Source organism: Adlercreutzia muris (genome assembly GCF_008831045.1).
Classification (GTDB): Bacteria; Actinomycetota; Coriobacteriia; order Coriobacteriales; family Eggerthellaceae; genus Adlercreutzia; species Adlercreutzia muris.
Map to the genome: position 1 here is coordinate 21,129 of NZ_WAJS01000001.1, position 20,254 is coordinate 41,382.

19 protein-coding genes and 1 pseudogene are annotated in these 20,254 nt (G+C 62.7%); 8 read left to right on the top strand and 12 right to left on the bottom strand.

Annotation, left to right across the window (positions count from 1 at the left end):
• The first annotated feature begins 79 nt into the window (after positions 1-79).
• On the top strand, positions 80-1,090 hold the full coding sequence (locus F8D48_RS00115) for an Abi family protein (protein ID WP_151429470.1): 1,011 nt from the start codon (positions 80-82) through the stop codon (positions 1,088-1,090).
• Between the two features lie 667 nt (positions 1,091-1,757).
• Here the strand turns inward: F8D48_RS00115 and F8D48_RS00120 are convergent.
• Positions 1,758-3,119, bottom strand: coding sequence for a sensor histidine kinase (locus F8D48_RS00120; protein ID WP_151429471.1), 1,362 nt, complete (start codon positions 3,117-3,119; stop codon positions 1,758-1,760).
• A 4-nt stretch (positions 3,120-3,123) separates the two neighbouring features.
• Positions 3,124-3,786: a response regulator transcription factor gene (locus F8D48_RS00125; RefSeq protein ID WP_235715564.1), complete on the bottom strand. Its 663-nt coding sequence runs from the start codon at positions 3,784-3,786 to the stop codon at positions 3,124-3,126.
• Positions 3,787-3,967: 181 nt separating this feature from the next.
• Here F8D48_RS00125 and F8D48_RS00130 point away from each other — a divergent pair, with 181 nt between their 5' ends.
• The 3 genes from F8D48_RS00130 to F8D48_RS00140 are packed head-to-tail and all read left to right on the top strand — an operon-like array spanning position 3,968 to position 6,261.
• A complete protein-coding gene (locus tag F8D48_RS00130; protein ID WP_151429472.1) occupies positions 3,968-4,765 on the top strand; it encodes an ABC transporter ATP-binding protein in 798 nt (265 codons plus the stop codon).
• Complete coding sequence (locus F8D48_RS00135; protein WP_151429473.1) at positions 4,762-5,487, top strand: ABC transporter permease; 726 nt, start codon at positions 4,762-4,764, stop codon at positions 5,485-5,487. The genes F8D48_RS00130 and F8D48_RS00135 overlap by 4 nt, the downstream gene beginning before the upstream one ends.
• 9 nt (positions 5,488-5,496) lie before the next feature.
• Positions 5,497-6,261, top strand: coding sequence for an ABC transporter permease (locus F8D48_RS00140; RefSeq protein WP_028027741.1), 765 nt, complete (start codon positions 5,497-5,499; stop codon positions 6,259-6,261).
• An 89-nt stretch (positions 6,262-6,350) separates the two neighbouring features.
• Here F8D48_RS00140 and F8D48_RS00145 read toward each other — a convergent pair whose 3' ends face one another.
• The 7 genes from F8D48_RS00145 to F8D48_RS00175 all read right to left on the bottom strand — a co-directional run bounded on the left by F8D48_RS00145 (position 6,351) and on the right by F8D48_RS00175 (position 14,742).
• Entirely contained in the window at positions 6,351-8,363 is a 2,013-nt protein-coding gene (locus tag F8D48_RS00145) for an ABC transporter permease (RefSeq protein ID WP_151429474.1), read from the bottom strand.
• Positions 8,360-9,577: an ABC transporter permease gene (locus F8D48_RS00150; protein WP_151429475.1), complete on the bottom strand. Its 1,218-nt coding sequence runs from the start codon at positions 9,575-9,577 to the stop codon at positions 8,360-8,362. Before F8D48_RS00150 ends, F8D48_RS00145 begins: the two co-directional genes overlap by 4 nt.
• Positions 9,568-10,446, bottom strand: a complete 879-nt coding sequence (locus tag F8D48_RS00155) for an ATP-binding cassette domain-containing protein (RefSeq protein ID WP_151429476.1) — start codon at positions 10,444-10,446, stop codon at positions 9,568-9,570. Before F8D48_RS00155 ends, F8D48_RS00150 begins: the two co-directional genes overlap by 10 nt.
• 1 nt (position 10,447) lies before the next feature.
• Positions 10,448-11,620, bottom strand: a complete 1,173-nt coding sequence (locus F8D48_RS00160) for a WD40 repeat domain-containing protein (protein WP_151429477.1) — start codon at positions 11,618-11,620, stop codon at positions 10,448-10,450.
• A 3-nt stretch (positions 11,621-11,623) separates the two neighbouring features.
• Positions 11,624-12,652: a hypothetical protein gene (locus F8D48_RS00165; RefSeq protein ID WP_151429478.1), complete on the bottom strand. Its 1,029-nt coding sequence runs from the start codon at positions 12,650-12,652 to the stop codon at positions 11,624-11,626.
• A 129-nt stretch (positions 12,653-12,781) separates the two neighbouring features.
• The gene (locus F8D48_RS00170) at positions 12,782-14,071 is read right to left on the bottom strand and encodes a sensor histidine kinase (RefSeq protein WP_240806156.1); all 1,290 of its coding nucleotides are present in this window, start codon (positions 14,069-14,071) and stop codon (positions 12,782-12,784) included.
• Positions 14,068-14,742, bottom strand: a complete 675-nt coding sequence (locus F8D48_RS00175; protein WP_135971327.1) for a response regulator transcription factor — start codon at positions 14,740-14,742, stop codon at positions 14,068-14,070. Before F8D48_RS00175 ends, F8D48_RS00170 begins: the two co-directional genes overlap by 4 nt.
• A 188-nt stretch (positions 14,743-14,930) precedes the next feature.
• Here F8D48_RS00175 and F8D48_RS00180 point away from each other — a divergent pair, with 188 nt between their 5' ends.
• The gene (locus F8D48_RS00180) at positions 14,931-16,346 is read left to right on the top strand and encodes an FtsX-like permease family protein (protein ID WP_151429480.1); all 1,416 of its coding nucleotides are present in this window, start codon (positions 14,931-14,933) and stop codon (positions 16,344-16,346) included.
• 11 nt (positions 16,347-16,357) lie between these two features.
• Positions 16,358-17,104 (top strand): nitroreductase family protein, encoded by a 747-nt coding sequence (locus F8D48_RS00185; RefSeq protein ID WP_205717297.1) that lies wholly within the window; start codon positions 16,358-16,360, stop codon positions 17,102-17,104.
• Between the two features lie 14 nt (positions 17,105-17,118).
• On the opposite strand, the gene F8D48_RS11530 is transcribed toward F8D48_RS00185, so the two are convergent.
• Positions 17,119-17,319 (bottom strand): hypothetical protein, encoded by a 201-nt coding sequence (locus F8D48_RS11530; RefSeq protein WP_170272664.1) that lies wholly within the window; start codon positions 17,317-17,319, stop codon positions 17,119-17,121.
• A gap of 55 nt (positions 17,320-17,374) precedes the next feature.
• Positions 17,375-17,617, bottom strand: a pseudogene (locus F8D48_RS12200) (SDR family NAD(P)-dependent oxidoreductase); the annotation flags it as partial.
• Between the two features lie 191 nt (positions 17,618-17,808).
• On the opposite strand from F8D48_RS12200, the gene F8D48_RS00195 reads away from it, so the two are divergent.
• Positions 17,809-18,513 carry an HAD family hydrolase gene (locus F8D48_RS00195; RefSeq protein WP_240806146.1) on the top strand — a complete coding sequence of 235 codons (705 nt, stop codon included), beginning with the start codon at positions 17,809-17,811 and terminating at the stop codon, positions 18,511-18,513.
• Positions 18,514-18,515: 2 nt separating this feature from the next.
• A complete protein-coding gene (locus tag F8D48_RS00200; protein WP_151429482.1) occupies positions 18,516-18,992 on the top strand; it encodes a VanZ family protein in 477 nt (158 codons plus the stop codon).
• A gap of 25 nt (positions 18,993-19,017) precedes the next feature.
• Here the strand turns inward: F8D48_RS00200 and galE are convergent, their stop codons facing one another.
• Positions 19,018-20,190 (bottom strand): UDP-glucose 4-epimerase GalE, encoded by a 1,173-nt coding sequence (galE, locus tag F8D48_RS00205; protein ID WP_151429483.1) that lies wholly within the window; start codon positions 20,188-20,190, stop codon positions 19,018-19,020.
• Between the last annotated feature and the right edge of the window lie 64 nt (positions 20,191-20,254).

Consider the following 20,254-nt stretch of genomic DNA (forward strand, 5'->3'; position numbering starts at 1 on the left):
GGGTCCCGCCATTGCGTCGATGGTCCGCTTTCGGGAATGCACGGTTCCAAGGCGATGACGCGGCGGGTAGAATGGAAGCATGGAGAAAACGGACAGAACATATATCGCGTGGGGCCTGAACGACGGCGCCCACGAGGCGCGGAACCTCAAGCCTATGCTCACGCCCGAGGAGCAGGTGGAGCTCTTGAAGGCCAAGGGCGTCACGTTCGAGCGTTGCGACGAGGCGAAGGCTACGGAGGCGTTGGCTCGCAGAGGAATGTTCCTGCATCTGACAGCTTGCAGGAGGCTGTTCCAGAGGTTCGCGGACGGTCCGGATGAAGGGCGCTATGTTGGCCTGGACTTCGCGGACCTGTTGGACATGGATGAGCTGGACGCAGCGCTTCGGCGTACCTTCCTGCTTGTGTCCCAGGACGTGGAGCGTCTGGCAAAGACCGCCATCATAACCCGCGTATCCGAGAGCGAGAATGAGGACGGCTACGGCATCGTCGCCGATTTCATGGAGTCACAAGAGCCGCGTTACCGCGGCTACATCGTGCGCGATTTGCGCCTCCGCAGGAGCGAAGAGAGCGAGGGGGACGTTTATTCGGGCCGCATCATCGACCACTATGGAGAGGCCATGCCCGTGTGGGCATTCCTAGAAGTCGTGACGTTCGGCACGCTGCTCGCCTTCTACCTTTTTTGCTCAATGCGCTGGGATGACAACCTGATGAGGGAGGAGCACTACATCCTCAAAGGCGTCAAGACGGTGCGGAACTGCTGCTCCCACGGAAGCTGCATCCTGAACGGGATGGACAGAAGCTATGAGTCTGATTACGCATTGTCGAGCGTCATCTACAATTGGCTCAAAGAAAAAGGTGTGCCGAATAGCAAGACGCGCCGGACGAAGCTGAAGAATCGTCGCGTGCAACAACTCCTCGAAGTGCTGGTGATGTTCGATCGGCTGGACGGGTCGACGCTCTGTGCCGATACCGACGCTATGCTGAAGCGGTTAAAAGGGCGACTTCTCGATGCGTGCGACGGCTACGGGGAGCAAAACGGCTTCGTGTCATATCTGCGCTTCCTGGCGAACCTCATTGACAAGGCGACCTGAGGCTGGCATTATAATCGCAGATTCAAAAACCTTCGGGTTTTGCATGGGCCGGTCCCACTGGGACTGGCTCTAGTTTTATCTAGGCCTGTTCCAAGACCGCATCGAGATCGCTTGCGCAGGCTTCCACGATGCAGCGGACGGCGGAAAGCTCGGAGGCGGTTATCTGCTCGCTGTCGGCCTTGTCTTCGAGCATCTTCATGAGGGATGCCGCCCCTTCCAGCCTCTCGGACGGCTGGACCGCGGCGTTGACCATCTCTTTGGTTGGGGAGCAACCTTGACTTGCTTGAAGAGGTCGAAATCTTGAGGTAGCGCTTTCTCGGGGCCGCCGTTGCGTTTCCTTCTGCGGTTGTCCGCATCGGGAGGCCAGGCGGCCCTCGCGCAATGTGCGATGGGCGTGCGTTTCGCGGGCGCTTGCCTCGCTAGCAGCTTGGGAAGCTTGGGCCTTACCACTTGGCGACGCCCGCGTGCTGTTGAGTTATACGCTATTGATCTTTGTCGGCCCCGACTAACAGATAAAACCACAATTTTGCTCGGCGGAACGGATGTAGTCGATGCACCTTCCCCTATGCCCATGACCGTGTTCGGGGCGTATCCTGTATAGCGGCCGAGCGTGTACGACGGGCTCTCGTGCCTCATGAGCACCGAGGCAGCAGGCCTCGCAGCCGGATTAACACCTGGAAAGCTGCACTACAGTTTTGAAGCCGCCTTCGACGGGAGCTGAGAAGGAGAGATTTCCCTGGTGCGCCCTTATCACCCGTGACGCGATTTGCAAGCCGAGCCCGTGGCGAAGGTCGAGGTTTTCGTCGGTGCTGCTCGCGTGTTCCTGAGATTTAAGAAGGGCGAGCAGGCCTTCTCCGGCCGCCCCCGCCCCGTCATCTTCAATGGTGATGAGCACATGCTCATCGGTCGCATTCAGCCCTATGCGTATGCGGCAGCCTTGCGGGTTGTGCGTGACGCTGTTCTGCAGGATATTCCCTATCGCCCGCCCGAGCAGGCGCTCATCGCACTCAACGGCCGCCTTTTCGGCCTCCTGTTCGATTTCCATCTCATAGGAATACCTCGTTTCCGGGCATGCGTTGATCGCATCTGCCACCGCCTTGCGGACGATTTTCGAGGGCTTCGCTTTCGCCTTATGCAAGGGCTGCATGTCGTATTCTAGCTGGGAGGCAAGATTCAGGTCGTTGATCAGGTTGCTGATCTTGGCGCTCTGCGCGCTGATAAGGGCAGCACGGCCAGACACATCCAATGGGGCAGAGGGGTCGCTGGCGATGCGCTCCGCATTTCCCATGATGAGGGTGAGCGGGGTGCGGATGTCATGGGATATGCCGGCGATCCAGTTCGCGCGCGCCTCATTCTGCTTGGCGATGAGGTCGGACGCGCGAGTCACGCTCTCCGAAAGGTTCGTAAGCGTCCCCTTCGGCAGGGAATGCGCCGCCTTGCCCGTTCCCAGTGCCTCGATGGCATCCTCGATGGGCTCCAATCCAGACAGAGTGCGCCTCTTTGAGAGCCAGTAGGCTAGAAAGAGGCAGCCGACATCGAGGAACGCCATCACCACGAGGAAAGACGGGAGAGCTTGCACCGCCCGCATGGGGATATAGTTGCCCGTGATCTTCATGTAGCTGTCCTTGGGATAGCCCAAGACCAGCAGGCCGGCGTCAGTGACGCGCGTGAAAACAGGATAGTCGGAGATATATCCCTTCGAGAAGCGCGCGACGTCCTGCAGAGTGTAGTGGAGGGGGACGCCCTCGGGAGCGTCGACCGACCACGAGCAGTCCCCATCCGGCTTTATGAACAGCGCCCATAGGCCGTTTTCCCGTAGCTTGCTGTTCGCCTCCGGAGACGCCTCCGATGCGCTTGTTGTGTCCTCAATGGCATGAAGCATGGCCACGGGCGAGGCGTCTCCGGCCTCACGGGCGACTGCTCCGGAGAAGAAGATGCCGAATGCTGCCGCATTGAACGCCAGCAAAGCGACCATCAGGGCGGCGAAGAACGCGAGATTTCTCGCGATATAGGGGCGCAGGGACTTCACGGCATCACCTGCAAACCATCAGCTTGTACCCGAGCCCCTTGCAGGTGATGAGCGACACAGGATGCGAGGGATCGCGCTCGATCTTCTCCCGCACGCGCCTGATGTGGGCATTGAGGGGGTTCTCGTACCCGAATGCGTCCCCGCCCCACAAGGCATTGCAAATGGCATCGGTTGTGACCACCTTGCCCTGATTGCGGGAAAGGATCTCCAGCAGCGCGAACTCCTTTGCCGTGAGCGAGACCGGGCCGTCTTCGCGCACGGCTTCGGCCCTGTCGAAATCGATCACGCAATAATCAAGTTGGACCTTTGGCTCAACCGCGGGGTATGACCTCCTGAGTACTGCATAGACGCGCAGCAAGAGCTCCTGGGGAAGGAATGGCTTGGGAATGTAGTCGTCGGCTCCCAGGCCCAGGCCCGATATCCTGTCGATGGGCTCGTCTTTCGCCGTGAGGAATATCACAGGGATGTCGGACGACTTGCGCACCTGCCGCATGAGCGAGAACCCGTCGCCATCGGGAAGCATCACGTCCAAGATTGCCAGCTCCGGATTAACTTCATCGAAGCGCTCAAGCGCGTCCTTTGCATTTGCTGCGGTGAATATCTCCCCGAACCCCGCGTCGGTCAGGATATCTGACACGAGGGCAAGAAGCTCCGGCTCGTCGTCCACGAGCAAGATCCTTTTGCTGTGCAAGAGAGCGTAATCCACGAGGTGCCTTTCTCAAACCTATCCACTGTACAGAATACAGTCCCGCGCCTGGGCCGTACGCGAAAGTAAGGAAAAAGTCAGGTGCGCAATCGAGGAATGTCAGGCGGGGCGAATACCTTGATCTCCGTCGAAAGGAGCAACGATGAAACATGCGCAACCAGGGCGTTCGGGGCGCCATCCTCTCAGCATCGAGACCCGCAATCTGACGAAGCGCTACAAGGACTTCGTCGCCGTCAACGATGTCTCAATGCATGTGCGGAAGGGGAGCATCTACGGGTTCCTCGGGCCCAACGGAGCGGGAAAGTCAACGACCATGAAGATGCTGCTCGGCCTCACGGCGCCCACATCGGGCACCTTCGAGATCGGCGGTATGCGCTTTCCGGACAGCCGGGTGGCGATCCTCAAGGAGGTCGGCTCCTTCATCGAGTCCCCCTCTTACTACGCCAACCTCACCGGAAGGGAGAACCTCGATATCATCCGGAGGATACTGGGCCTGCCTGCGAGCTCCGTGGACGAGGCCCTGGAACTCGTGGGCCTGTCGGAGTTCGGCGGCCGCCTCGCGAAGAAGTACTCGCTTGGCATGAAGCAGCGGCTGGGGCTTGCCGAGGCCCTTCTTGGAAGGCCTCCGATCCTCATCCTCGACGAGCCGACGAACGGCCTGGACCCTGCCGGAATACACGAGATCAGAAACCTCGTCAAATCGCTGCCGAAGGCCTTCGACTGCACGGTGCTCGTCTCTTCCCACATGCTGTCGGAGATCGAGCTTGTGGCTGACGATATCGGCATCTTGAACCATGGGACGATGCTCTACGAGGGAAGCCTCGACAACCTGCGCGCCCAGGCGCTTGCCTCGGGCTACGCCGCCGAGAACCTGGAAGAGCTGTTCTTGGCGATGATAGAGCAGGACAACCTCTTGCGGAAGCAGAGGGCCGTCCTATGAGCGCGCTGTCGATCGAGCTGCGCAAAGAGCGCAGGACGGGCATCGTTTTCGTGCTCTTGGCGATCGGCGTCTTGGGAGCCCTTTACGCATGCGCGAACTTCCTCGTCCGCGGAGAGGCGCTGCTCGGCATGCCGCTCGACCCGATGGACATCCTGCTCACGCAGCTCTACGGGATGATCGTCGTCATCAACATGTTCGGGGTCATCGTGGCGGCGTGCATGATCTACGGCATGGAGTTCAGGGGCGATGCCATCAAGAAGATGCTCGTGATGCCCATGAAGATGCCTTCGATGTACGTGAGCAAGTTCCTCATCCTCGCTGTTGGGCTGCTCACAGCGGTCGCGATGCAGAACGGAGTGCTCGCCCTGATCGGAGCGAGCAGCCTGCCCGAAGGGGCGTACGATCCTGGCGCTGTGATCGCCTTCGCCGGCTACTCGCTCATCACCAGCATGCCCGTTCTCACCCTCATGCTGCTCGTGTCGTCGCGCATCGAGAACATGTGGATACCCCTCGGCATAGGCGTGGCGGGCTTCTTGAGCGCCATGGCGCTCGCCAGCGTCGACTCGCCCCTCGTCCTAGCCCACCCCTTTGTCCTGATGCTGAAGCCGGCGATCGCCATGAGCGCCCAGCCGGACTTCCTGGCCATCGCGGTTTCGGCGGCGCAGACGGTCATCTTCCTTGCGGCCGGGCTCTGGCTTTCCGGCCGCGAGCGCTACGAGTAGGAGGCAGTTATGGGATTTACAAGCCTTATCGGAATCGAGTTCATGAAGGTGCGCAGGTCGAAGATCGTCCCGCTCATCTTCATCGCGCCCATCCTCGTGGTCGTATCGGGGGTGGCGAACTTGAGCCGCTACTTCACCCCCGAGTACACAAACGCATGGCCCGCGATGTTCGTCCAGAGCGCGCTCGTGTACGCGTATTACCTGCTCCCGCTCAGCATGATCGTCGTGTGCGTGATGATTGCGGGCAGGGAGACGTCGCACAACGGCATCCTGAAGATGCTCGCGCTCCCCGTCAGCCGCTACAAGCTCTCCCTGGCGAAGTTCGTGGTCGTCGCGTTCTTCCTTCTCATGGAGATCGCCGTGTTCTTCGCGGTCTTCGTGATCGTCGGGCTCATCGCCACCCAGATGATGGGGGTGCAGGAGACATTGCCCATCGGCTACCTGCTGAAGTCCTGCGCGGGCCTTTTCCTGACCATGCTGCCCGCCGTTGCCGCCATGTGGGCGATAACGGTGGTCTTCGAGAAGCCCCTCATCACCGTCGGGCTCAACCTGCTTCTCGTCATCCCGGGCGTTCTCGTCGCGAACACCCCCGCCTGGATAGCTTATCCGTACTGCTATAGCGGCTACCTCGTCTCGTGCTCGCTCCATGACTTCACGGCCGGAATGGCATCGACCGCGTTCCAGCCGTTCCCGTTCGTCCTCTTCGCGGCGCTGCTCTTCGCGGCGTTCCTCTCATTGTCGGTGCTTCGATTCGGAAAAAAGGAAATGAGGTAAGAAATGAACACGAAGATCGTTTCACCCTCGGGGCGCAAGAGAGGGCAGGCAGCACGCGTTGGGTCAGTTGCGCATAGGGAAACCGCTCGTCATAACTCAACTGGAACCGTTCGACCATCCGATTTCAGAGTGGCGGAGAGCTCGCCGCCTTCATAATCGACCGACAGGGCAGGCCCTTCCAACACCATCACAGCATCGGAGCCGTCTTTGGCGCAGGCGCAGACTGCATCGCCGTCCAGGCGGTTGACGAAGCAAAGGCCGTCCTCGGTGAGACAGAAGCTGCGGGCGACGATGTTTCCCACGGGAGCAACTTCCCGGGTTTGGGTGTCGTAGGCTTGGAGCCGAGAATCCTCGTCTACAAAGTAAATGGCGCGACCGTCGAAGGCTATGTTGCCGCTGGCGGGGATGGCGAGCGTCTGCACCGACCGCGTGGCTCGATCCACCTCGACGATCTTATCGTTCACCACGAAAAAGAAACTGCGGTCGTTCAGGAAAAAACTGCGGCAATCCGGAAGAAACGCCCAGGTATCGCCGACCGTGTAGTCGATTCCCAGCAGGGAGCGGTCGCTGTCGGCGATCTGCTCGAAAATCACGTGGCGCTCCAGCGTGTCCGCATTAAGGCGCACGATGCTGAACTGCGTGAACGTGCTGTTGTAATTACCAACCCGGTCGATGTATTGTTGGGTTCGCGAAGTGAGGTAGTAAATGCAAGAGCCGGCCACATAGGCGCCCGTCACGGACTCCCCGTCCGAAAAGGCGCCGAAAAGCGGCGATGTTTCCACGGCCATCGTTGCGGCACCTTCGCGTTCTAAGGTGTAGGTTCGGGTTTCGTCGTCGAGCGCCACGGCAAAGCCGTCGCCTGCCACGCTTTGGGCGGCAGAGTTGTAGACCACGGTTTCGGCGGCTTCGGAAGAGCATCCAGTTACGGGCAGCAGAAGAGCGACGGCAAGCAGAAGGGCGGCCGCGGGCTTTGCCTTGCTGCCGAAGCGGGGCCTTCTCTCCAAGAGCCAGCAGTTCGTGCTGCGCCGCACCGTTCCGTACAGCGCGAGCATCGTAAGCGCCGCCGAAATTCCCGTCACCAGCGCGAATTCCCACGGGGACACTTCGGCAAACACGGCGATTGCCTCCCCTCCGTCGCCCTGAGCAAAGCGGCCGCCCTCCAAGAATCCCGTCGCCAGCAAGAACGGCAGGGGAAGGGGCAGGCGGAAGATGAATTGCTCCGGTAGTCCGATGAGGGGGATGAGGGTGGCAGCGGCGCCGATAAGAGCCGTCAGTGCGTACTTCCTCACTATAACCGAGGCGAAGAGGAGCAAGGCCGCGAGCATCACCGCGCCGAAGCAACGGAGGGCGGCGGCCGCTACGAACGCCTCTGCAAGGGAGAGGCTCTTCTCGCTGGTGCCGAAAAGCGGAACGCTCTGGAGGGGATAGTCCCCGTGGGGCAGCCCGTATTTCACCGCGAAGAACGCGAGCTGGAGAAGGGAGAGCGCGACACAAAGGGCAACGGCGGAACCGATGACGATGAGCACCTTGCACCGGGCGCTTGTGCGGCCCTCGGGGGTCGTGCGCAAAAGCGCGTCCATCTGGCAGGCGTATTCCGAGCAGAAAGCCGCGGCGGCCAGATACAAGACGGCCAGCAGCACCGCGAAATCCAGCGTCTGGACAGAGAGAAGCCCGGCCCAGCCGTTCGTCTCAAGGAAGTATCGGTTGGTCGGGTTCTCCGATACATAGAGGTACTGCTGGAAGGCGGCGTCGAAGCCCCGCTCGTGGGCCAGCACCTCCCCGGCCTGGGCCGCCGTACTTTCGTAATCTTCAGCCGAGGTGAGGCCGCTGTAGTAGCTTTCCTGCGCTTCGGCACGGGCGGCTTTCGCTTCCGTGATGGCCTCGCTCTCGTCTTGAAGCCAGGCCTCCTTCTGGTCGTTCAACGCCCCGTCCAGCCTTTCCAGGCACCAGACGTAATCGGATCGGTGCTCTTGCATGGCGATGTTCTGGGGCTGTTCGGTCGCCGCCAGCCAGACCCCGCTGACCACCAGGGCCGCCAGCAGACAGGCTAGCCCTCGCTGCCCGATCATGAGCTTCTTCCATTCGTAGGCGAGCACCATCATTGCAACCTCCTTATGGGGCAGTAGGTGTTTCGCGGCGAAAGCAGATAGATGGCTGCGGCAACGACGAGCCCCGCAACCAGGGAGATTGCGAGCGCTGCCTGCCAGGACAGGACGGGGAAGCCGCCGATGTCCAGAAACTCCGTTTGGGCCAGGAGGGGGCGGCCCGCCAGCAGTGAATAGGGATCGAGCGCTTTCGCCCAGACAAAGTGGGAATAGGCCGCGCTCGCGCCGCCGATGACGAGCACGGCGGTGAGCGCGAAGTTAACGACAAGGGGAATGAGGGCGTTTCTGCCCCGCAGCGACACTGCAAGCCAGACCATGCCCAAAGCCCAGAGTCCGACGCTTCGCAGCGCCGCCGCCAGCACCGCGAATTGGAGGACGCTGAGGTCGATAGGTGCCTCGGCGAAGCTGGGGATGGCGTACACCGGCAAATCCAAGCCCTCTAAGGTGCCGAAGGCGGCCCCGAAGCCCGCCAGGTCAAGCAGCGAGAACCACATGGTCACCAGCAGCAAAAACCCGCTGGCTGCCATCAGCTTCGCGAGAGCGGTGCGGCTGCCGCCATTGGGATTCGTGAGCAGCAACCGGTCCATCTGCGTTTCCCGCTCCTCCACGAAGGTGCCGGCCACGCCGTAGAGTCCCAGAAGCAGCACGAGAACGAGGGAGAAGTCGTAGTTCAGGTAGTAGTTGGCCATCTCCGTGTAGGCGAAGTCGGGCACGGTGCGACCGGCGTAGATCTGGTACAGGGCGGCGCTTTCCCGCTGTTGGTACAAGGCCCCGGCCTGAGCTGCGGCCTCGGCGTTCTGGCGCGCCTTTTCCGCCACCGATGCAGCACGGTCACCATATTCGTAGCAATACTGCATGGGATCGACGAAATACTTCTCCAGTAGATTCCGATCGCTGTAGAGGTTTCCCGTCAGGGAGTTGGCGTCGTCGGTGGCGGTGCTGGCGGTCATGTCCGCCGTGGCCTGGGCCAAAGGCTGCCACGTCGCCAGCAGCTGCTGCACCTTTTCGGGCGTAATGGGGCCTTGATACTGGTCGTAGAGCTGCCAGTGGACGGTGTGCCAGCTGCGCTCGCCGCTTCCGTCGGCCAGAAACGAATAGGCATCCCACTCGCTGTAGATCTTGGCCAGGTTTATAACGCTGAACAGGACGAAGAGCACGAGAACTGATCGCCGACAGAAAAGCTTGGCGAATTCGTACCAGACTAGGCGCATGGTGCATCGCCGTCCTGGCAGAAATACAGGAACACGTCTTCCAGGTTCGGTCGCGCTGGCCGAGCCCCCGCACAGGGGCACTCGTCGCTGACGATACGAAGCGAGAAGAGGGCACCGTCCTGTTTCATGTTGCCGATGCAGCAGCGTTCGGCCAGCCGCCGGGATTGTTCCAGGTCCGCCGTTACCTCCCACACTTTGCCCGCGATGCTCTGCTCCAGTGCGCTCGGGGCTCCCTGCATGAGCAGCTTGCCGCGGCGCAGCAGCAGGATTTCCGTGGCAATGCACTCAACGTCGGGCACGATGTGGGTGGCTAGAAGGATGGTGCGCCCAGGGGCGAAGCGGGAGATAAGGTTGCGAAAGCGGATGCGCTCGCCCGGGTCCAGGCCGGCGGTGGGCTCGTCCAGCACCAGGACCTTCGGGTCGGATAGCATGGCCTGGGCAATGCCGAGCCTTTGGCGCATGCCCCCCGAAAGGGCGCCGATCTTCTTGTCCCGCGCGTCGGACAGATTCACGGTGTCCAGCAATTCCGCCGCGCGGCTTCGCGCCAAAGCCGGGGACAGGCTCTTCAGCGCTCCCATGTAGAGGAGGAAATCCCCCACGGTGAAGTCGCGGTAGAAGACCGGGTACTGCGGCATATAGCCCAAATCGGCCAGAAACGCGCGGCCCTGCGCCCCAACGTCGCGCCCATCGGCTCTCACTGTCCCGCCGTCGGCGCGCAAGATGCCCACGAGGATGCTGATGAGCGTCGTCTTCCCGGCGCCGTTTTCGCCCAGCAGCCCGAAGACGCCTTCGCCCAGCGTGGCACTAAAGTCTTTGAGGGCGTACTTGCCCTTGTAGCATTTCGCTACGTTATCGAACCGAATCTCCATGCTAGGCTCCGAAGCTGAACGTGGCGACTGCCGTGTCGATTTCCTCTATGCCGCAGCCCAGAAGCACGATGGCGGCCTGCGCATCGTCTAGAAGGATCACCTGGGGAATGCGCCCCACATAGCGGGAGTCGTCCACCTCGATAGTCTCGGTGGCCACAAGCTCGCCGGAGTCAACGGCATAGACCCGCACGACGAGCGCGTCGCCCAGTTCGGCGGTGGCGACGTATTTGCCCTGTTCGGACACGTAGACGCCGTCGCCTCCCTCGTCGCTCGCGGAAAAGGCGAGCCGATGCGCGGCGCCGCTTGCCGCATCGACCCAGGGAAGGCTCCCGTCGACATGGGAAATCGCCGGGGGAAAGAACAGCCGGCCGTCGGCTCGCAGCATTTCCTCCACGCCCTCCGATTCCAGCCAGTCAAGCTCAAGCTCGCTGCCGTCGGTGCCTATGGTTCCCCATACCGGCGCGCTGTCTTCGCCATTTCCGCTTTCGGAGGAAAAGCCGTCGCCGAAGAAGGCCACGCGGTCGTCGTCGGGGGTGAATGCGGCGCCGTTCAGCGAGGTCGCCATGCAGCTGGAGCCGCCGATACCTTGGGCAGTGTCGAGCAGGGTAGTCAGCTGGCCGGCCGGGCGGTCGTAAAGGTAGAGGGCGCTAAGGCCTGCGATGGCCAGCCGATTCCCGTCGCTCGACGCCGCCACACAGCCGGGATCGACCACCGGATCGCCGGACAGAAGCTCTTCCAGCGCCAGAGTTTCTTCCAGCTTCAACTCGCTGTCGTAGATGTACGCGATCGCCCCCGCATCGCCCATAACCGTGAGGACGATGCCGTCTTTGAACGGTGCTGCGCCGAAGTCTCGCATCGGTGCCGGAGCCGGGCAGTGGGCCAGCACCGTGCCGGAGGCGGTATCGTAGAGGTACAGCTCATCAGCGCAGACGAGCAACGTGCCCGCCTGGGCATAGGAACAGCCCGTCAGCTTTCCCTGGAAAAGAGCGCTGTCGAAAGCGAAGGAGCCTGACGTTTGGGCGGGGTCATCGTCCTTCATGACATCGGAGGCCGGCAGCGGGGCGGCCGGTGTTTCCGGCGTCGCCTTTTCGGAGTTGTCCGTTGGTGCAGGCGCGCTGCAGGCTCCCAGGACAAGCAGCGACAGGGCCAGTGCGGCGCAAAGTACTTTTCTCATGATCTAGGCCTCCTGGAAGAGCAGTATCGAGTTGGTTTTGAAGAAGGGTGTGCCCGCGTTGTCGGCAGGCACCGCCACGCAGTAGAACGTGCTGAGCTTCCCTAACAGGGACGGGTCGATGACGCCCTCCACCACGGCCACGCCCCCTTTGCTCAGCTCTACGGCGCTCGATGCCTCTCCGTTCATCGCCGTCGGCTGGTGATCGAGGAAAAAGGAGATGTGGTAACGCGCGCCGGGAGTGCCGCACAGGGTGAAGCGCACGGCTACCGGTTCGGTAAGGGGAAGGTTGTCGAACACCGTGTCGCCATCGAGGGTGAGCGTGTAATAGATCCCGTCGTCCAGCGTGTCCATGGTTATATCCGGCCATCCCGCCTGGGCCAGGTCGTTCTCCAGGTACCGGGCCGTGACCTTTTCCTCGTGCACGCTGCAGGAGGAAAGAGCCTCCACCGGGTTCGGCGCCGTGGCGGCAGACGAAGGGGGGTCGGCGTTGAAGCGCATCTCCACACTGGCGGAAAGTGCGTTGTGATACCACCCGTAGCTGGACGTGCTTTCCATGTCCGGCTGGAAGTCGGGGTTCGTGATGCTGACGATAGTCAGGTTCAGCGTGTCGCCGCCGTGCCCGGCCACTGGCTCGAAGAGGAAGGCAATGTCTTGATCCTCTGCCGCATCGAATGTATGGCAAAAGGCATAATCGGACGATTGGCCGTCGATGCGGTAGGGCTGGGGTTTCCCGTCCAAGAACAGGAGAAACCCTACACTTTCCAGGTCTCCGCTGACAGAAAAGCGATAGTCCAGGCGAAACTCTCCGCCATCGTAGGGAAACGGCTCCCGCTCACCGCTGTCGGACAGGGGCGGATTGGCGGCCTCGTGGCTGAGCATGGCCATAAGGCTCGCGTCGTCCTGGGCTTCCTCGAAGGGGTTCGACGCATCGCTTTGCGCAGGTGCGGGAACTTCTTCCGGAATGTCGTAACCGCTGCAGGCGGAGATAGGCAGAAGAGCCGCCCCCAGCAGCATGGCCAAAATAGGTTTCATTCGCATACAGGACCTCCTTTGCATCTTCTGCTCCAGCCTAGGGCGCAAAAGTCAAAAACCGGTCAAGCGGCGAAAAATTTCAGCGATGCTGAAGGAGCGCTGGTGAAGATCGACGGCGGCGGTTTTGCGCTAGCTTTTCCCAACGCTTCCTTGGGGGCGATTGACGGCAATCAGCGCCTTTGCGCAGGCGCCCGTATCGCCGTTCGACAGCTCCAAGGATCCTCCCAGCTTCCTGCAGAATATCCGGCTCATGGTAAGCCCCAGCCCCAAATGGCCGCCGGAGGCATCCTCGGTGAAGAACAAGGCGTCCCTCTTTCGGAGCGCTGTCTCTGAGAAGCCGGGGCCGTCGTCGGTTACCGTGGCCGCTAGCAGTTCCCCTTCCAGGTGGAACTCAAGGACGATCTCGCGGTGGGCGAAGCGCTGGGCGTTGCCCACGAGGTTTTCGAGAATGCGGCACAGAAGTTCGCCGTCGAAGACAGCTGTGCGCTCCGGCACGGAGATGCGGCAGGTCAGCTGCGCGGAACTGCCGCGGCACAGCACGGCCAAAGAATCGCCCAGCCCCTCCAGAAACCCCGGAAGGCTTACCTCTTCGGGGCGAACCTCCACCTCCTCGATGGCTCCCACCTCGCGCATGGCTTCGGTGTAGCGCCCCATGCGGTCGGCGGCGGATTCCAGGTTGGCAAGTGCTCGGTCGAGTTCCTCCTCGGTCAGAAGGCCCGCCTTGCGGCTTTCTTGCAAGTGCTCCACATAGCCTCCCATGATGGCGATGGGGTTGCGCAGATCGTGGGCCACGGATGCCTGGAGGGCTTGGCGCTCTTCCAGCATGTCCCACAGAAGGCGGTTGTTGTCGACGAGGGCCTGGCGCATGCTCTCGAAGGCAACGCAGAGCTGGCCCAACTCATCGGCGGAAGCGCAGCGCACCCGAAAGTCGAGGTCTTGGCGGCGGACGTGGGCGGTCGCGTCGGCGAGCGCGCGGATGGGAGGCTCCAGCTTCTTCCGGTAGAACCATTGCCCCGCCAGGGCGATGCCGAGGATGGCGAAGAGAAGCGGCAGCCCGACCATGGCCACCTGCGAGGCGCGGTAGGAGGCCTTCGCCTTATCCGTGAGCATCGAGAAGCTCGAGTCTATGCGGTCGATGGTGTAACTCGCCGTTTGGTCGGGATCGCCTTCCGCGCCGTCCTGGACAAGACGGCCGAGCGACTGCGCCTGTCCGCCGATCTCAACTCGGGTGGTCGCTTCCGAGACCGTGCCGTCGGCAGCAGTGATCCTTTGGGTGAGCCACGCCTCGTTGGAATCTGGCAGGATGGATTTCTGCAGCTGGCTGCAGCCGAAGATCGCGAGGCCGCTGGCCAGAGCAACGGCGAGCATGGTCACCGCCACGGTTCGGGCGAACTCGCCTTTGAGGGACTTCTTCTTCATGCCTTCCACCGGTACCCCATTCCCCAAACCGTCTCAATGGGCTCGCTGCCGCAGGCCTCCGAGAGCTTCTGGCGTATTTTGCGCACGTGCTCTTTGACGACGCTGGCATCCCCTTGGCCGTCGATACCCCATACCGCCGCGTAAATGCGCTCGCGGTCGAAAACCTGGTTGGGATGGGATGCCAGGAAATCCAAGATGTCGAACTCGCGCTTCGAGAAGGCTATTTCCCGATCCCCGGCGAACACCTTCCGCTGGGACCGATTAATGAGAAGGCCCTGCGCGGCCACCACTTCCGATGTCTGGCGTCCCCGGGCCTCCCGGCGCAGGTGCGCCTCGATGCGCGCCGTCAGCTCTCGCAGGCTGAAGGGCTTCGTGATGTAGTCGTCTCCGCCGACTGCAAGGCCGTCAATCTTGTCCTGCTCGGCGATACGCGCCGTAAGAAACAAAATGGGGCAGCCTATGTGGTTCCTGATGGTCTGGCACAGTTGCAGCCCGTCTGTCCCCGGCATGCCGATGTCCAGCAAGATAAGGTCGGGCTTCAAGCCCAGCTTCGCCAGGGCCTCTTCTGCGTTGTTAGCCTTGCAAACCAAATATCCGCGCTGGGTCAGGTGCGCGTCCAGCAGGTCGGTGAGCATGGGCTCGTCATCAACCACGAGAATCTTTTGGGTCATGCTGTCGCCTCCAATCTTACGAATCATAAGACGGGAAAGTCAAAAAACTGTCAAGCCCGAGCACTTCACTTCCCCGCCGAAGGGCTGTCGGGGAACCTTGCAAAATCGTTAGGCGCGCGTAAGGCGAATCGATGGCGGGAGGAAGTCCCCTCCCTTAGGCTGGTTCCACCCTTGGATTGGAGCCGCCCATGATCTTGAAGCTTGCCATGCGCAACGTGCTGCGCTCGGTGCACGACTACTCGGTATACTTCGCCACGCTGGCCTTCGCGGCCTGCCTGCTGTACTCCTTCACGGCTTCGGGCGACTACCTCCTGTCCCTCGACCTCACCGCCGACCAGCGCGACATCTACGGGTCCGCCTCCATGGTCACCCAGGCGTTCTCGGTGTTCTCAGCGCTTGTTTTTGCCTTTTTGGTAACCTACGCCAACCGTTTCATCCTGCGGCGGCGCTCCCGAGAGTTCGCCACCTACGGGATCATGGGAATGGAGCCGGCGACCATGGCTCGCATCCTGGTCTACGAGGGATGCGCCGCCGCTGTGGTCGCGCTTGGGGTCGGCGTGCTTGCCGGAGCGCTCGCCTCTCCCCTCTTCGGCGCTATCGCCGCATTTGTCTTCGATGCTGCCTGGCAGCCCCTGCTCGTCTTCTCGGCCGACGCCGCCCTCTGGACTGCGGCATGCTTCGCCGGCATTATGGCGCTCGCCCTGGTCTTGGAGGTTCGGAGCCTGCGCAAGCATTCGCTGGTCGAACTGCTGGATGCCGACAGCGCGCCCGAACAGCCGAAGGGGGCCGCCCGGCTTTCCATGGGCCTCCAGACGTCGCTTGCGGCAGTCCTGCTTGCCGTCGTCTGGGGCTCCTGCCTGTTCCAGCCGACGCAGTTCATCGTGTGGATTCTGCCCATGGGGGTCGCCGCCGTGCTGGCCACCGGCATGCTCTTCCGGGTTTGGGCCATCAGGCGGCCGGCCCGCGCGTACCGTCGGCCCGAGCGGCTTCTAGCGGGCCTGCGCCTCTTCGACCTGCGCCAGCTGCAGGCCCGCATGTCCCTCAACGCGAACGCGATGGCATGCACCTGCGCACTTGTGGCCGTGGCGGTCTGCATGATGGTCGCCGGGCTCGCGTTCAGCGTCGGCATGCGGGACGGATCTGGGCGGCTGAGCGATCTGACGCTGGCCCCCATCGGCTACATCGGCATCTTCTACGGGATCACGTTCCTGATCGCGGCCGCCGCCGTGTTGGCCCTGCAGCAACTTGCCGGCGCCGCCGACGACCGGAAGGCCTACCAACTGCTCGGGAATTTGGGCTGCGATGCGTCCGCGATGCGGAAGAGCATCCGGTCCCAGGTCGGCACCTGCTTCGCGGCGCCGCTGGTCTTTGCGCTCGTCCACGACATCTTCGGCCTGGCCCTGGTGGCGTTTGTGGCCTCCGTGCTGGGCAGCGCGCAGTTTCCCCTCATTGTGGCGGGAGTCGTGGGGGTTACCGTCGCGCTTTTGGGCGCGTACTATCTCATCACCTGCAGGGAGTGCAGCCGCATGCTCCTGCCGTCAGCTCTTCTCGAAGGCCACCGCGCCGCCAGCTGTGATTGTGCTATCCTGCGGAAAAACCGTTGAAAGGGTGAGCTATGGGCGTTGGGATGCTGAGTGAAGACGTGCGCGGAGTCGACCTTTGGTGGGCGGGGCAGCTCACGCCGATGGAGGCTATCGAGGCGCGGCATTCGGTGCGCAGCTACACGGAGAAGCCCCTCGACGGGGCAGCCGTCGAAACTCTGCGGGCGGCCATTGATGCCGTGAGCGAGGAAGCGAACCTGAATATCCAACTGGTGCTGAACGAGCCGCGAGCCTTTTCCGGCTTCAAAGCGCGTCTCGTGAATTTCACAGGGGTGCGCAACTACCTGGCGCTTATCGGACCTGAATGCAAGGAGCTGGACGGTATTCTGGGGTATTACGGCGAGCGCCTGGTGCTACTGGCCCAATCGCTCGGCCTGAACAGCTGCTGGGTGGGCGGCACCTACAAGGTGGTGAATCGCGCTTACAACGTGGATCTGGGGGAGAGGCTGGCTGCCGTGGTGGCCTTGGGCTATGGTGCGACCCAGGGCGCGCCCCGCAAGTCCAAGGCTCCTCAGGAGGTGGCCGCGGGCCACAGCGATGCCCCCGACTGGTTTAAGCGCGGGGTGGATGCGGCTCTGCTGGCACCCACGGCGCTAAACCAGCAGAAGTTCTCCTTTGCCCTGGCCGGCGAGACGGAGGCGGGCGCGCCTTTGGTGAGGGCGACGACGCGGCGCGGGCCGTTCACCCAAATGGACCTCGGTATCGCCCAGTGCCATTTCGAGATCGGCGCCGGGGATGCCCTGTTTGCCTGGGCCGATTAGGCTCCTCTGGGCATCTAGAGGCGCCGCAGGAGGTTCCATCCTGCCATGGTGATGCAGCTGGGCACGACTTTTCCGATGAGGCGCAGGGCCGCTGCCTGAGGACTCGCGCAGGCGACGTCCACCAGGGCCCGGCAGTTCAGGTCGACCATGGCGTCCACGGCATGATCGGAAATGGCCTGCCAGTCGCCGAACTTGCCGAAGCCGGCGGCGTTCACGAGGAAGGTGACCCGGGGGCCGCTCGGTGGCCAGAAGGGTGCGCAGGCGCTCTATGGCCTCCGGATCGGTGAGGTCTGCGGCGAGGGGACGAGCCGGTGTGTCAAGGGAGGACGCCACGGCGTTCAGGGCCGTTTGATCCCGGGCTACGAGCCACAGTTCGTCGGCCACTTGCAGGTTGTCCAGCTGACGGGCGAACTCGCGTCCGAGGCCGGAGGAGGCACCCGTGATGAGGGCGACGCGCTTGGAAGCGGCTGGCATGGTCGGTGCGGGTGCGTGTTCCGGTTTCGGGGATTCCATGAGGGCACTCCTCTTCGTCAGTGGATGGACTCACGCTACCAGCCGAGGAGGCTTGGGGCCAGAGGGCTGGGGAAACCGTTACAATTATGTGGCCCCGATAACAGTTTGGAGGGCACGGTGGAGGCCTCGGCCCGTTCGTGGTTTCCTAGGGAGGATGACTGCACGACCCCACGCAAAGGAGCCCCATTCCCATGGCTGCTGAAGAAATGAAGACCCTGGCCCTCGAGCCGCCCTTTGATACGTTCATCTTCGACTTGGACGGCACCCTGCTCGACACCCTCGACGACCTCATGGTGCTCACCAACGATGTGCTCGCCGAGTTCGACATGCCCACGCATACTCGCGAGGAGATCAACTCCTACGTGGGCAGCGGCGCGGCGGCCCTGATCTATCAGGCGGTGCCCGCCGACACGCCGCCGGCAGTGGCCGATGCGTGCCTCGCGCGGTGGAAAGAGGCCTACGACGCCTATCCCAACGACCTCACGAAGCCCTACCCGGGCGTTGTCGCCCTGCTGGCTGCCCTGCGTGAGCGCGGTTGCAAGCTGGGCATTCTCTCGAACAAGTTCGACCGGGGCGTGACGTTCATTGTGGACAAGTGCTTGCCGGGCGCAGTGGACACGGCCCACGGCGAGGGCGGTGTGCGGAACTTCCCGCGCAAGCCCGCGCCGGAGGGTCTGCTGGCGACCATCGAGGAGCTGGGGAGCACGCCTGCGCGCACGGTGTACGTGGGCGATTCGCCGGGAGATATTCACGTGGCCCGCAACGCCGGGTGCTATGCCGTGGGCGTGGCCTGGGGCTACCACGATCCGGCCGACTTCGCTGCCGAGGGCTGGGCACCCGACCGACTGGTGAGCGAACCCGCGCAGATTGCCGCATTGGCTCCTGGGGTCGCATAGCCGTGACCCCGCGAGGAAAGCTCATACTCTCCTGGGCGCTCGTCGCCCTGTGGGCGGCGCTCATCTTCTTCATGTCGGCCCATGCGGGCAGCGATTTCTCGGGCACGGGCCCCTTGGCTGCGGTCAAGGGCTGGCTGGTGAGTTTGGCAGCTCCCGCGTTCGGGGAAGATTCCGACATCGTGAACGTTGCGGCGCATTTCTGCGAGTACCTCGTGTTTGGGATGCTGTTGTTTCGGGCCGTGAGGCTGACGGTTCCGGGTCGTCCCCACTGGTGGGGGGTCCTGGCGGCCATGGCCTTGGCCAGCGCCTACGGCATCACCGATGAGCTGCACCAAGCTTTCGTTCCCGGCCGCCTGTGCGATCCCGCTGACTGGCTCACCGACACCCTGGGGGCCAGCTTGGGCGCAACTTTGGCGGCGATCCTTGTCCGTGGAGACGGGAGGAGAGAAAAGAGGGACGGCCGAGGACCGTCCCAATAGGGTGAGAGGAGCGGGCTTCGGTTGCTCAAGAGGCATCCCCGTATCCGTCGGGGTTCTGGGACTGCCAGCGCCAGCCGTCCTCGCACATACGGGCCATGTCGTACTCGGCTACCCAGCCTAGCTCGTCGCGGGCCTTGGAGGCGTCGGCATAGCACGCGGCGATATCGCCGGGGCGCCGGGCCATGATGCGGTAGGGAATCTCGTGACCGCAGGCCTTCTCGAAGGCGCGGATGACATCGAGCACCGAGGAGCCGGTGCCCGTGCCGAGGTTGAATATGCCCACGCCCCGACGGCTGCCGTCTTCGGCCGGCTTGCCGGCCACGGAGCCCACACCCGCCGCCTCGCCGGTGCCCACGCGCCCGGCCATCCAGTCCAGGGCAGCGACGTGGCCCCGGGCCAGATCGACCACGTGGATGTAGTCGCGCACGCCGGTGCCGTCGGGGGTGGGGTAGTCGTCGCCGAACACGCCCACGGATTCCAGTTTTCCCACGGCTACCTGCGCCACGTAGGGCAGCAGGTTGTTCGGAATGCCCTTGGGATCCTCTCCGATGCGGCCGCTCTCGTGGGCGCCGATGGGGTTGAAGTAGCGCAGAAGCACGATATTCCACTCGTTGTCCCCCGTGTACAGGTCGGACAGGATCTGCTCGAGCATGGACTTGGTCCAGCCGTAGGGATTGGTGGCATCGTGCTTCGGGCAGCTCTCGGTGATGGGGATGAACTCCGGCTCGCCATACACCGTGGCGCTCGACGAGAACACGATGTTCTTGCAGCCGTGTTCGCGGGCCACATCGGCCAGCACTAGAGTGCCCGTGATGTTGTTCCAGTAGTACTCCAGCGGCTTGGCCACACTCTCGCCCACGGCTTTGAAGCCGGCGAAATGGATGATGACGTCTACGGCATGGGCCGCGAAGATGGCCTCCAGAGCCGCACGGTTGAGAATGCTCGCCTCGTAGAACGTGAGCGAGGGTCCAGCGGTGTTGGCGACGGTGCCCTCATCGGCGAATACGGGGGCAATGCCGGTGATCTCCCCCACGCGCCGCACGGCCTCGCGGCTGGAATTGCTCAGGTCGTCTACGATGACAACCTGGTAGCCTTGCTCTAGCAGCTCAACGACGGTGTGGCTGCCGATGAACCCGGCACCTCCCGTCACCAGGACGCAGGTGTCGGCGGCGTCTTTTGCAAGCAGGGCATTGGCCATGGGAACCTTCTTTCTCGCGTTGAAGCGCCGGGCGCTTCCTTTGTACGGCCACCATGGTATCAGG